An 11,456-nucleotide genomic window follows, 5' to 3' on the forward strand; every position below is an offset into this window, starting at 1 on the left:
CGAGCGGAAGGAGAGATGCAGTGAAGGCGTTGGTCCTCGCAGGAGGCGCGGGCACCCGGCTACGGCCGATCACCCACACCTCGGCCAAGCAACTGGTACCGGTGGCGAACAAACCCGTGCTCTTCTACGGACTGGAGGCGATCGCCGAGGCCGGGATCACCGACGTCGGCATCGTGGTGGGCGACACCGCGCCGGAGATCCGGCGCGCCGTCGGCGACGGGTCGGCCTTCGGCCTGAAGGTCACCTACCTGCCGCAGGCTGCGCCGCTCGGCCTGGCGCACGCGGTGCTGATCGCCCGCGAGTACCTGGGCGACGACGACTTCGTCATGTACCTCGGGGACAACTTCCTGATCGGCGGCATCACCGACCTGGTGGAGCGGTTCCGCGAGGAGCGCCCCGCCGCCCAGATCATGCTGACCAAGGTCGCCGATCCCCGCGCCTTCGGTGTGGCCGAGCTGGACACCGAGGGGCGGCTGATCGGGCTGGAGGAGAAGCCCGAGCACCCCAAGAGCGACCTGGTACTGGTCGGGGTCTTCCTGTTCACCGCCGCGGTGCACCCGATCGTGGCGGACCTGACCCCTTCGCGCCGCGGCGAGCTGGAGATCAGCGACGCCATCACCGGGCTGGTCGACGCCGGCTGCCGGGTGGAGGCGACGATCACCGAGGGCTTCTGGAAGGACACCGGCAACGTCACCGACATGCTGGAGGTGAACCGGCTCGTCCTGGAGGGGATGGAACCCGAGCTCACCGGCGTGGTGCGCGACTCGGAACTGATCGGCCGGGTGACGGTGGCGCCGGGCGCGGTCGTGCGCAACTCGCGCGTCGTCGGCCCTGCCATCATCGGACCCGGCACCGTGGTGGAGGACTCCTACCTGGGCCCCTTCACCTCGGTCGCGGAGAACTGCCAGATCATCGACAGCGAGCTGGAGTACTCCGTCGTCCTGCGGGGGGCCGCGATCCGCGGAGTGCGGCGGATCGAGGCGTCCCTCATCGGCCACGAGGTGGAGGTGACCCCGGCGACCCGGTCGCCGCGGGCACACCGTCTGGTCCTCGGCGATCACAGCAAGGTGCAGATATGCGCGTACTCGTGACCGGCGGGGCCGGCTTCATCGGATCGGCCTACGTGCGGCACCTGCTCACCGGTGCCTACCCGGCCTGGCGGGACGCCCGGGTGACCGTGCTCGACCTGCTCACCTACGCGGGCAACCTCGCCAACCTGGCGCCGGTGGCCGGGCGGTTCACCTTCGTGCACGGGGACATCGGCGACCCCGCCCTGCTGGAGCGGGTGGTGCCGGGACACGACGTGGTGGTGAACTTCGCGGCCGAGTCCCACGTGGACCGCTCCATCGCGGGCGCCTCCGACTTCGTGCGCACCAACGTCCTGGGCGTGCAGCGGCTCTTCGACGCCTGCCTGGAGGCGAAGGTGGGGCGCGTCGTGCACGTCTCCACCGACGAGGTGTACGGCTCCATCGACTCCGGCTCCTGGGACGAGTCCGCGCCGCTGGCGCCGAACTCGCCGTACGCCGCGTCCAAGGCCAGTGGCGACCTGCTCGCGCGCGCCTACCACGTCACCCACGGACTGCCCGTGGTCGTCACCCGGTGCGGCAACAACTACGGCCCCTACCAGTACCCCGAGAAGGTCGTCCCGCTCTTCGTGACCCGCCTGCTCACCGGCGGCACGGTGCCGCTCTACGGGGACGGCGGGAACGTGCGGGACTGGATCCACGTCACCGACCACTGCCGGGGCATCCAGGTCGCGGCCGAGCGGGGCGAGGCCGGCGAGGTGTACCACATCGCGGGCACCCGTGAGCTGACCAACGTGGAGCTGACCGAGCGGCTCCTGGCCGCCTGCGGGGCGGGCTGGGACCGGGTGGAGAAGGTACCGGACCGCCTCGGCCACGACCGGCGCTACTCCCTGACGGACGCGAAACTGCGGGCGCTCGGCTACGCGCCCCGGGTCTCCTTCGAGGAGGGGCTGGCCGAGACCGTCCGCTGGTACGCCGAGCACGCCGACTGGTGGCAGGAGACGGGACAGTGAGGAGCGACGACATGCGCGACACCGCCGCCGGCCATGTGACGGGGACGGCACCGGTGACCGGTGACGGGCTCGCCGGGCCGCGGCCGGTGGTCGCGGTGCTGGGGGCCAACGGCTCCATCGGCAGACACGTCGTGTCGGCCTTCGAGACGACGGGCTACCGTGTCCTCGCGGTGGTCAGGAAGCGCCCGCGGGCGGCCGCCGGGCGCGCCTGCGTCGCGCTGGACGCGTCCACGGCCTCCGGCACGGAGATCGCCGAGGTGCTGACGACGGCCGGGGCCCGGGTGGTGGTCAACGCCGCCGGAGGCTGGTTCGCGTCGGCCGAGGAGAACCAGCACGCCCATGTCGAGCTGGTCGAGCGCCTGCTGGCCGCCGCCGCGCTGCTGCCCGTACCGCCGCGGCTGGTGCAGATCGGCTCCGTCCACGAGTACGGTCCGGTGCCGCACGGGACGGTGATCCACGAGTCGTACGAGCCGACCCCGGCGACGCCCTACGCGCGGTCGAAGCTGGCCGGCACGCAGGCCGTGCTGCGCGCGACCCGGGCGGGCCACGTGCACGGCATCGTGCTGCGCGCGGTGAACGTGTTCGGCCCGGACGCGGCGGCCGGCAGCTTCCTCGGTTCGGTGGTGCGCCGGCTGCGCGACCTGCCGGCCGGTGAGCGGCTGCGGCTGGAGGTGAGCCGGGACCGGCGGGACTTCGTCGACGTACGGGACATGGCCGACGCGGTGGTGCGGGCGGCGGAGTCCCCGGTCTCCGGCCGGACCGTCAACATCGGGCGGGGCGAGGCGCTCGACATGCGCCGGATGCTCGAACTGCTCGTCGCCGAGGCCGGCCGCGGGCCCGGCGTGCTGGAGCTGACGACCCGGTCGGTGCGCTCGAACGGCGGGTCCTGGACCCAGGCCGACGTCCGGCTCGCCAACCGCCTGCTGGGCTGGGCGCCGAAGACCTCCCTGCGGCAGTCGCTGCGCGACATGTGGGAGGCCGCCACCGGACGCTGACGTGACCGCCGCTGTGTACTCGGTCGCGGGCCTGGTGCCCGTGCCCCACGTGATGCGCTGAAGGACGACTTACATGATCCTGGTAACCGGCTCCACCGGAAACGTCGGCCGCAACGTCGTTCGCGAACTCGTCGCCAGGGGTGAGCGGGTGCGCGCGCTCACCCGCAACCCGGCCGGCAGCGGCCTGCCGGCCGAGGTCGACGTAGTGGAAGGGGATTTCACCAAACCGGACACGTTGTACGCCGCACTCGACGGGGTGCGGCGGGCCTTCGTCTTCCCGCTCTTCGGGGCGATCGACGGCTTCCTCGCCCACGCGCGCCGCAGCGGGGTGGAGCGGCTCGTGCTGCTCTCCTCCTCGGCGGTCACCTTCCGCGTCCCCGGGTGGATCGGCGCGGCACACCAGCGCAACGAGGCGGAGGTGCGGGCCTCGGGGATCGACGCCACCTTCGTGCGCCCCACCCTCTTCATGGCGAACGACCTGGCCTGGGCCGGGCAGATCGCCGCGACGGGAGTCGTCCGCGGCCCCTACGCCAAGGCCCCCATGGCACCCGTGGACGAACGCGACGTCGCCGCGGTGGCGTCCGTGGCCCTGACGTCCGACCGGACCCTCGACGACGTCTCCTTCACCGGCCCCCAGTCGCTGAACCAGGTGGAACGGGTGCGCATCATCGCCGACGTGCTCGGCGTGCCGGTCGGGTTCGAGGAGATCTCGCGCGCCGAGGCACACACGCACCTGGCCCGGCACATGCCGCCGCCGGCCGCCGACTTCCTGCTCGACCAGCTCAAGGACGCGGTCGACGGCAGGGGGGAGGCCATCTCCACCGCCGAGTCCCTCGTCGGCCGGGCGGCCCACACCTACGCGTCCTGGGTCGAGCACCGGATCGCCGACTTCCGGCGCTGACCCCCCCGGCTCCACGGCAGCCGGACGAGCCGCCCGTCGCGGGAGCCGCTGCTCCGCCGCCCTGCGGCGGCCGGCCGGCCCGGGCTCACCGGCAGCCGGGCACCGGCCCGGTCAGCCGGCGGTGGCGAGGACGAGCGCGAAGCCGGCGTCGGAGTCCGCCCACAGCTGACGCGTGTGCAGGCCCGCGCCGGTCATCTCCTCCCGCAGCCGGTCCGTGGTGAACTTCGCGCTGCGCTCGGTGATCCACTCCTCGGCGGCACCGAAACGCACCGTCAGATCGAGTCCACGGACCTTCACCACCTGCTCGGCGCGACTGCGCAGCCTCATCTCGATGTGACGCTCCGCGCTGTTCCACACCGCCACGTGGTCGAAGGCCCCGGGGTCGAAGTCGGCGTCCAGTTCGCGGTTGAGCACGTGCAGCAGGTTCTTGTTGAACTCGGCCGTGACGCCCTGGGCGTCGTCGTAGGCGGCGACCATCTCCTGCTCCGTCTTGACCAGGTCGGCACCGATCAGCAGGAAGTCCTCGGGACGCATGACGTCCCGGAGCCCGCGCAGGAAGGGGCCACGGGCCGGGCGCCGGAAATTGCCCAGCGTGCTGCCGAGGAAGGCGATCAGCCGCGGGCCGTCCGCGGGCAGCGCCGGCAGCACGAGCGGAGCCGTGAAGTCGGCCCGCAGGGCGTGCAGCCGGATCCCCGGGTAGTCCCGCACGAGGTGGGCGCCGGCCTCGTGGAGCGCGTCCGCGCTGACGTCGACGGGGACGTAGTGCAGACCGGCCGGATCCAGCGCCTCGATGATCAGCTTGGACTTCGTGGAACTCCCGGACCCGAGCTCGACGAGGCTGCGGGCCCCGGTCCGCTCGGCGACGTCCCGGGCGTGCAGCCGCAGCAGGCCCAGTTCCGCCCGCCACAGCGGGTACTCCGGCAGCTGGGTGATCTCCTCGAACAGCTCGCTGCCCCGGGCGTCGTAGAACCACGTCGGCGCGGTCGACTTGGGGACGCGGGTCAGCCCGTCGCCGATGTCGGCGCGCAGGGCCGTGGCGTAGTGCTCGGCTTCGAGGACGTCGGTGTAGTCGTAGGCGCGGGTCTCGGTCATGCGTGCCTCCCTTCGGCCGGCGCCGCGGCCGGCGTCTCGGGCGAGCCGGTCGGGCCCTGCGGTACTCCGGTGCGCGGCACGGCCTGCGCGGCGTCCTCGGGCAGCGGGCGGGTGAGAGAAAACGGACTCACGTACGGGGCTCCTTGGAGGGTGGGGCCGCCGAGGCGTCGCTCGGCTCCTTGAGCGGGGTGAGCTGCACGTCGGTGCCGCTCGCCACCAGCAGGGCGCGGTCGGGCACCTCCTGCCAGCGCGGGTCGTCGTCGTACGGTTCGGAGGCCACGACCGTGCCGCCGTCCGGCCGCCGCAGGTACCACAGGGTGTCGCCCCAGGCGGTCGCGGCGACGGACGCGCCGTCGGTCAGCAGCAGGTTGAGCCGGGAGCCGGGGGCCGCCGCGGCGATCTCCAAAACCGTGTCGGCCAGCGCCCGGCCCGGGTCGTCCCCGGCGCGCAGCCGGGCCAGGACGAGCGCCCACACGAAGGCGGAGTCGTTGCGCGCCTCCAGGGACAGCAGGTCCACCGGCGGCAGCCCGCGGACGAGCCCGGCCAGCGAGTGCGGCCAGCCCGTGACGGCGCCGTTGTGGCTGAACAGCCAGGACCCGGCGGCGAACGGCGCCACGGCGGCCTCCGCGTCGGCGCCGGCCAGCGTCGCGTCCCGCACGGCGGCGAGCAGCGTCCGGCTGCGCACCACCCGGGCCAGGTCGGCGAAGGACAGGTCCGCCCAGATGGGCCCGGCCCGCCGGTAGCGCGCCGGCCGGGGATCGCCCGGCGCGTACCAGCCGACCCCGAACCCGTCGGCGTTCACGGTGCCGTACCGTTGCCTCCTCGGTGCCCACGACTGGTGGTAGAGGGCGGACGGGGGGTCCACCAGCAGTCTGCCGAGGGGCTCCTCGGGCCCGGTGTACGCCAGGTGCCGGCACATCAGGCGTCCTGCGAGCGGGCGGTGCGGAACCCGGAGAAGATCTGCCGCCGGATCGGGTAGTCCCAGTTGCGGAACGTGCCCCGGCAGGCCACCTGGTCCACGGCGAAGGACCCGCCCCGCAGCACCTTGTGCTCGGGCCCGAAGAACACCTCCGAGTACTCCTTGTACGGGAACGCCGTGAAGCCCGGGTACGGCAGGAAGTCGCTGGCCGTCCACTCCCACACGTCACCGATCAGCTGCCGCACCCCCAACGGCGAGGCGCCCTCGGGGTAGCTCCCGGCGGGTGCCGGGCGCAGGTGGCGCTGGCCGAGGTTGGCGTGCTCGGGCCCCGGGTCGGCGTCGCCCCACGGGTAGCGCGTCGAGCGGCCGGTCGCCGGGTCGTGCCGCGCGGCCTTCTCCCACTCGGCCTCGGTGGGCAGCCGGCGCCCGGCCCAGCGGGCGTACGCGTCGGCCTCGTACCAGCACACGTGCAGCACCGGCTCGTCGGGCGGCACCACCTCGGTGACGCCGAACCGGCGCCGCAGCCACTGCCGGCCGTCGCGGCGCCAGAACAGCGGCGCCGTGATCGACGTGCGCCGGACGTGCGCCCAGCCGTCCGGGGTCCACCAGCGCGGGTCGTCGTAGCCGCCGTCCTCGATGAACGCCTGGTAGGCGGCGTTGGTGACCGGGGTGGTGTCGATCCAGAACGGGGCCACCTCGCGCCGGTGCGCGGGCCGTTCGTTGTCCAGCGCCCACGGTTCGCCGGAGGTCCCCATGGTGAACGGGCCGCCGGGCACCAGCACTTCGGCCGGTCCGGTGAACAGCGGCATAGGCTCCGGGTCGGGCGCGTGCAGGACCGGCGGGCCCTTGCGGAGCTGATGGGTGATCAGCATCGTCTCGTCGTGCTGCTGCTCGTGCTGGGCGACCATCCCGAAGGCGAACCCCGCCTCCGTCAGCCGCGTCCCGTGGAACGCGGTGCCGGCCAGCACGTCCAGTGCCCGGCCGCGCACCTCGGCCGCGTACCGGCGGGCCTCCTCGGGCGGCAGCAGCGGCAGCGAGGGCCGCTCCGCGCGCGGGTGCTCGAAGGCGTCGTAGAGGCCGTCGATCTCGGGCCGTATCGCCTCCTGGCCGGCGACCGCGCGCAGCAGCCAGAGTTCCTCCTGGTTGCCGATGTGCGCCAGATCCCACACCAGCGGTGACATCAGCGGCGAGTGCTGGGCGGTCAGGTCGGGCTCCTCGACACAGCCGGTCAGCAGCGCGGTGCGGTCGCGCGCGGCGACCAGCGAGGTCAGGGCGCGCCGGCGGAACGCCTCGCTGTCGGCCCCGGTCTCCGCGCCGTACGCGCTCTCCGCGTCGATGGCGGGCTCGGTCATGTGCGCATGTCCTTCCCGTGCGGGCGGCCGTCGGTGCCGCGCAGCCTGTCGAGCAGGTCGTCGGCAGGGCAGCGGCCCCGGACGACGTAGTGGTCCCGGTACGCGGCGACGGCGTCCGTCACCGCGGTGGACGCGCCGATCCGGGGCAGCGCCTGCAGCGCCGCCGCGAAACACTCGACGGCCACCTCGCGCAACTCCGGGTCGGCGAGCCCGTACCGGGCCGCGTCGAGCCACAGCGGGTTGTGCGGGGCGGGCAGCCCTCCGGCGCGCTCGGCCAGCGGCTTCACCGCGCGGTACGCGGTCTCCGCGGCCTCGGGGTCGTCGAACAGGGCCGTCGTCACGGCCAGCGGCACGATCCACCCGTCCTCGCCGGGCTGCGCGTCGATCATGCGCAGTTCCAGGTGGCCGCGCGGCCGGACGGGCGGGAACAGGGTGGTGACGTGGTAGTCGAGGTCGTCCCGGGTGGGTGGCCTGGGCGCCCTCGTTCTGGCCCAGTCCCGGAAGGTCAGCCCGTCCGGCACCAGCCACGGGCCGCCGTCCCGGCGCACGCACATCACCGGGGCGTCCAGCACGTGCCGGGTCCAGGCGCCGCGCGGATCGGTGTCCAGGGCGGGCGCGCCGGCCCGGCCCGCGCCGATCTGCACCCAGCGCAGCTGCCGGGTGGACCGCCAGCCGGTGGGGGCGTGGCCGGCCAGCGGGGAGTTGGCGAACACGGCCAGCAGCACCGCGCCCAGCTGGTGCGCCAGCCACCAGCGCCGCACATGGCCGAGCGGGCCGGGCTCCTCGTACCCGGCGTCCAGGCACACCTGGACCGACGCCGAGGTGCACATCATGGCCCGGCCGGCCGGGCCGGTGCGGTCCAGACAGGCCTCCATCGCCTCGTAGCGGGGCTCCCGCAGGAACCGGCGGGGGGCGTGCCACGGGTCGTGGCCGATGCCGAGGAGGCCGAGTCCGAGCCCGCGCAGGGCCGTGCGGACGGCGTCCAGGTCGGCGGAGACGGTGTCCACGCACTCCGTCAGGGAGGCGGCGGGCCGGGAGCTCAGCTCCAGCTGGCCGCCGGGTTCGACGGTCAGCGCCGACCGCAGGGGGACGGTGCGCAGTGCGGCGTAGGCCGCTTCGAGCCGTTCGGGTGTCACGGGGAGCCGCGGCGCGCGCGGCTCGTGCACGAGCCATTCCACTTCGACGCCGACGGTGCGCGGCGGTCCGGTCTTGAAGCAGATGCCCCGGACCAGGGCCTCCACCTCGGGTTCGGTGACGGCTGTACGGGGCTCCGTACAACCGCTGACTGAGTCGGACATGTCGGGATCCTCCTGAGATTCCACCATGCCGCCGGTCCGGTGAAGAGCAACGCGGACCGGCACACCTGTCCCACCCAAGCCCCTCACGCCGCGTCGCACAAGGGTGCACATCCGGACTTGTCGGACCGGATATGAGTTCCCTGCGCGTTCCCGGGGGCCCGGGAAAACTTCGTTGCACCGCAGGACCAGCATCGCTCACGATGCGTTCATGAGCACGAGGGGGAGATCGCGGGGCGCGCGGTCATGGCGCCCACGGGGGTGGCGCCATGACCGCGCGCCTGCGCACCGCCGCTTGCGAACGCCGTTCGGGAAGCGTCAGCTCCAGCCGTAGCGCAGGCGCAGCCGGTGCCGGACCAGCTCGAAGCGCATCCGGTCCAGGGCGCACGCCTCGCGCCGCATGCCCGCCTCGTGCAGCCGCAGCACCCGGTCCAGGTCCACCCAGGAGTCCCGCCCCGAGCGGTCCCAGGGGCCGTGCCCGATCGGCACCCACTCCCGGTCGCCGTCGTGCCGCTTGCTGGACAACTGCACGGCGAGGAACGTGCCCGCCGCCTCCCGGGCCACCACCAGCACCGGGCGGTCCTTGCCCCGCCCGTCGTTCTCCTCGAAGGGCACCCAGGTCCACACGATCTCCCCGGGATCGGGATCGCCGTCGTGCGCGGGCGAGTACTCGGTGCGCACCCGGCCGGTCCCGCGCGGATCGGCCTCGGTGGTCGCGGTCGGGCCGAAGCGGCCGGGCGCGTTCTCGTCCGTGAAGGCAGTCACCGGGTCACGGTAACGGGCGGCCGGCCGGCCCACCCGGGCGGGCGGCCGAACGCCCGCACGCCGCGGCCGGCTTCGCGGCCGGCGGCTCCGGCGGTCGCCGCCGGTGCCGGCGCAGGTCCGCCGCCGGCCTCCTGCGGCGAGCGAGCCGAGCAGACGTGCGCTGCGGCCGGGTCCCAGCAGCGGGGCGCCGGCCGGGAGGCCGCCGGTGACGAAGCCGGCCGCGACGTCGACGCCGGGCCGGCCCCAGCACTTCCCGCCGTCGCACTCCGCACGAGCGGACTTCGGACGGGCCGGCCCCGGGAGAGCGGACTGCGCCGGAGGAGAGCCGCCCATGACGCCGGCCCGCCCCGCGTCCCCGTCCCGCCGCGCGCCCTGACCGGGATCTCCGGCACCGCCCGCCACTTCACGGCCGTCGAGCAACGGGGCCGGGCGGCGTGATCCCGGCCAGGAACGTCACCCGCTCCTTCCGCTCGGCCAACTGCGCCGCCCGCCACCGGCAGCAGCAGTCGGCCCTGCTCGACCTCCCGGACGGCACGGACCTGTTCCGCCAGGACCGCTCGTTCGTCCCGGTGACCGCCTGGGTGCGGCGCCCGGCCGCGCCGTCAGGTCCGGACGGGCCCGGTCAGCTCGACGATGTCGTCGGCGGCCACGTCGTGCAGCCGGACGGCGAGGTCCTCCAGGGCGCGGCTGGCGGCCAGTTCGTCGCCGATCTCGGGCACCGGCCGGTCGACCGGGTTCCGCCGGGCCACGCCCCGGCCGACGACGCTCGACATGTCACCGGCGGTCAGCACGGCACGCGCGCGCGTGTCGTCACCGTCCTCGGTGATGTAGATCTGCACGGTCCACTGCTTGTCTTCCATGGTGATCACTTCCGTACGACGGTTTTCCCCGCCACCCACCACCGTGCGCCCGAAACGCCCAGCGCGCCAGAGCAGCCGGCGGCACCCCAGGGGGCCGGCCCTGCGCGTACCGGTGCGACCAGTCCTGCGACCGCGTCCACCGGTGGTCCTCCCCGGCGGGCAGCAGCGCCCGGCGGTACGGCGAGGAGCCGTCGGCCGGGCTCACGAGGAAGGCCGCCATGCCCCCTCGAAGTGGGCCCGGTCGGGCGGGCCCGCGTGCCGGAACCAGATCACGACCGGCCAGTCCTCGGGGCTCGCAGAGCCGGTGCGCCAGAAGAAGTGGTCGGAGTCGGAGGTCAGCCCCCAGGGCAGCGGACCGCCCTCGGCCGGGTGCACCGGGTACGGGTAGGCGTCCGGGTCGCCGGCGTGCAGCTCGGCGAAGGTGCCGCCGATCTCCTCCACGGCGTACCGGGCGAAGCCGCGCATCCCCCCGGGGCAGGCCGGGAACGGCGGCTCCCACGTGGGGTCCAGCACGGCGAGGTGGCCGTCCGTCCGGCCGCCGCCGTACACGTCGACGAAGTCGCGGTGGTCCCGCGGGAGGGCGAAGCCCGTCGCCGCCGGCACCTCCTCCCAGGGCGGCGGCTCGGTGGGCGGGGGCATGAGCGCGGTGAGACGGCTGATCAGGGGGTGCATGGGTCCTTCGGGGGCCGGGGGTGGTGCGGCGGTCAGTGGGAGGCGGTCAGTTGGAGAGGTCGAGCACCCGGAACCGACCCGCTGAGCGCAGGCGGCCGGGGTCTGCGGCCGGGGCCGGTCGGGCGGCAGGCCCGCGGGGGCGGCCGCGTCGTCCACGGCGATCCAGCGGTCCTCCGCCCCGGACGGACCCGACAGCCCGGAGTCCGAGTCCGTGCGGTGTAGGTCTTCCCGCCGACGGTGAGGGTGCGCAGGGTGTACCCGGCCGGCGTGTACGTGCCCAGGGCCGCGCCCCGGGCGGTGACGCGCAGGTCGGAGGTGACGCCGGCGCCCGCGACGGCCGTCCCGTAGCGGACCACGGGAGCGGCCGCCGGCTGGATGACCGCCTGCTCGAAGGGGACCCGGTCGGGCCGCGGCTCGCCGTCCCGGTCGAGGACGACGACCAGGGCGGCGGCCGGCCCGGCGGGCGCGAGCGCGGTACCGGCGATCCACGCCCGGAGGCGCCGGGGCGGCGGTGCGGTGGTGCGGCCGCGAACGGGGGCGGCCACGGGGGCGGCGCGCCCGGCGAGC

General features: G+C 74.5%; 13 protein-coding genes. 4 read left to right on the forward strand and 9 right to left on the reverse strand.

The window, feature by feature from the left end:
- The first annotated feature begins 20 nt into the window (after positions 1–20).
- The 4 genes from ACFF45_RS30550 to ACFF45_RS30565 all read left to right on the forward strand — a co-directional run bounded on the left by ACFF45_RS30550 (position 21) and on the right by ACFF45_RS30565 (position 3,934).
- Positions 21–1,091 carry a glucose-1-phosphate thymidylyltransferase gene (locus ACFF45_RS30550; protein WP_381349998.1) on the forward strand — a complete coding sequence of 357 codons (1,071 nt, stop codon included), beginning with the start codon at positions 21–23 and terminating at the stop codon, positions 1,089–1,091.
- A complete protein-coding gene (gene rfbB / locus ACFF45_RS30555; RefSeq protein WP_381349999.1) occupies positions 1,076–2,038 on the forward strand; it encodes a dTDP-glucose 4,6-dehydratase in 963 nt (320 codons plus the stop codon). Before ACFF45_RS30550 ends, rfbB begins: the two co-directional genes overlap by 16 nt.
- Before the next feature lie 11 nt (positions 2,039–2,049).
- Entirely contained in the window at positions 2,050–3,033 is a 984-nt protein-coding gene (locus tag ACFF45_RS30560) for an NAD-dependent epimerase/dehydratase family protein (protein ID WP_381350000.1), read from the forward strand.
- 73 nt (positions 3,034–3,106) lie between these two features.
- The gene (locus ACFF45_RS30565) at positions 3,107–3,934 is read left to right on the forward strand and encodes an NAD(P)H-binding protein (protein ID WP_381350001.1); all 828 of its coding nucleotides are present in this window, start codon (positions 3,107–3,109) and stop codon (positions 3,932–3,934) included.
- 111 nt (positions 3,935–4,045) lie between these two features.
- Here the strand turns inward: ACFF45_RS30565 and egtD are convergent, their stop codons facing one another.
- The 9 genes from egtD to ACFF45_RS30610 form a co-directional block, all read right to left on the reverse strand.
- A complete protein-coding gene (gene egtD / locus ACFF45_RS30570; RefSeq protein WP_381350002.1) occupies positions 4,046–5,026 on the reverse strand; it encodes an L-histidine N(alpha)-methyltransferase in 981 nt (326 codons plus the stop codon).
- Positions 5,023–5,157 (reverse strand): hypothetical protein, encoded by a 135-nt coding sequence (locus ACFF45_RS30575; protein ID WP_381350003.1) that lies wholly within the window; start codon positions 5,155–5,157, stop codon positions 5,023–5,025. Before ACFF45_RS30575 ends, egtD begins: the two co-directional genes overlap by 4 nt.
- Positions 5,154–5,945, reverse strand: coding sequence for an ergothioneine biosynthesis protein EgtC (gene egtC / locus ACFF45_RS30580; protein WP_381350004.1), 792 nt, complete (start codon positions 5,943–5,945; stop codon positions 5,154–5,156). Before egtC ends, ACFF45_RS30575 begins: the two co-directional genes overlap by 4 nt.
- Positions 5,945–7,297, reverse strand: coding sequence for an ergothioneine biosynthesis protein EgtB (egtB, locus tag ACFF45_RS30585; RefSeq protein WP_381350006.1), 1,353 nt, complete (start codon positions 7,295–7,297; stop codon positions 5,945–5,947). Before egtB ends, egtC begins: the two co-directional genes overlap by 1 nt.
- Entirely contained in the window at positions 7,294–8,595 is a 1,302-nt protein-coding gene (gene egtA / locus ACFF45_RS30590) for an ergothioneine biosynthesis glutamate--cysteine ligase EgtA (protein ID WP_381350007.1), read from the reverse strand. The genes egtB and egtA overlap by 4 nt, the downstream gene beginning before the upstream one ends.
- A gap of 315 nt (positions 8,596–8,910) precedes the next feature.
- Complete coding sequence (locus ACFF45_RS30595; RefSeq protein WP_381350008.1) at positions 8,911–9,357, reverse strand: type II toxin-antitoxin system PemK/MazF family toxin; 447 nt, start codon at positions 9,355–9,357, stop codon at positions 8,911–8,913.
- 602 nt (positions 9,358–9,959) lie between these two features.
- A complete protein-coding gene (locus tag ACFF45_RS30600) occupies positions 9,960–10,217 on the reverse strand; it encodes a DUF1876 domain-containing protein (protein WP_381350009.1) in 258 nt (85 codons plus the stop codon).
- A 201-nt stretch (positions 10,218–10,418) separates the two neighbouring features.
- Positions 10,419–10,889 carry an SMI1/KNR4 family protein gene (locus ACFF45_RS30605; protein WP_381350010.1) on the reverse strand — a complete coding sequence of 157 codons (471 nt, stop codon included), beginning with the start codon at positions 10,887–10,889 and terminating at the stop codon, positions 10,419–10,421.
- A 32-nt stretch (positions 10,890–10,921) separates the two neighbouring features.
- The coding region (locus ACFF45_RS30610; protein ID WP_381350012.1) for a hypothetical protein at positions 10,922–11,456 on the reverse strand (535 nt) is incomplete at its 5' end.

This window comes from Streptomyces cinereospinus (assembly GCF_042430725.1).
GTDB classification, from domain to species: domain Bacteria; phylum Actinomycetota; class Actinomycetes; order Streptomycetales; family Streptomycetaceae; genus Streptomyces; species Streptomyces cinereospinus.

What these genes read in the sequence shown, in the direction of transcription:
- egtB (WP_381350006.1), bottom strand. Translation starts at nt 7,297, where the DNA reads ATGACCGAGCCCGCCATCGACGCGGAGAGCGCGTACGGCGCGGAGACC.
- egtC (WP_381350004.1), bottom strand. Translation starts at nt 5,945, where the DNA reads ATGTGCCGGCACCTGGCGTACACCGGGCCCGAGGAGCCCCTCGGCAGA.
- egtD (WP_381350002.1), bottom strand. Translation starts at nt 5,026, where the DNA reads ATGACCGAGACCCGCGCCTACGACTACACCGACGTCCTCGAAGCCGAG.
- ACFF45_RS30565 (WP_381350001.1), top strand. Translation starts at nt 3,107, where the DNA reads ATGATCCTGGTAACCGGCTCCACCGGAAACGTCGGCCGCAACGTCGTT.
- ACFF45_RS30605 (WP_381350010.1), bottom strand. Translation starts at nt 10,889, where the DNA reads ATGCACCCCCTGATCAGCCGTCTCACCGCGCTCATGCCCCCGCCCACC.
- rfbB (WP_381349999.1), top strand. Translation starts at nt 1,076, where the DNA reads ATGCGCGTACTCGTGACCGGCGGGGCCGGCTTCATCGGATCGGCCTAC.
- ACFF45_RS30600 (WP_381350009.1), bottom strand. Translation starts at nt 10,217, where the DNA reads ATGGAAGACAAGCAGTGGACCGTGCAGATCTACATCACCGAGGACGGT.
- egtA (WP_381350007.1), bottom strand. Translation starts at nt 8,595, where the DNA reads ATGTCCGACTCAGTCAGCGGTTGTACGGAGCCCCGTACAGCCGTCACC.
- ACFF45_RS30560 (WP_381350000.1), top strand. Translation starts at nt 2,050, where the DNA reads ATGCGCGACACCGCCGCCGGCCATGTGACGGGGACGGCACCGGTGACC.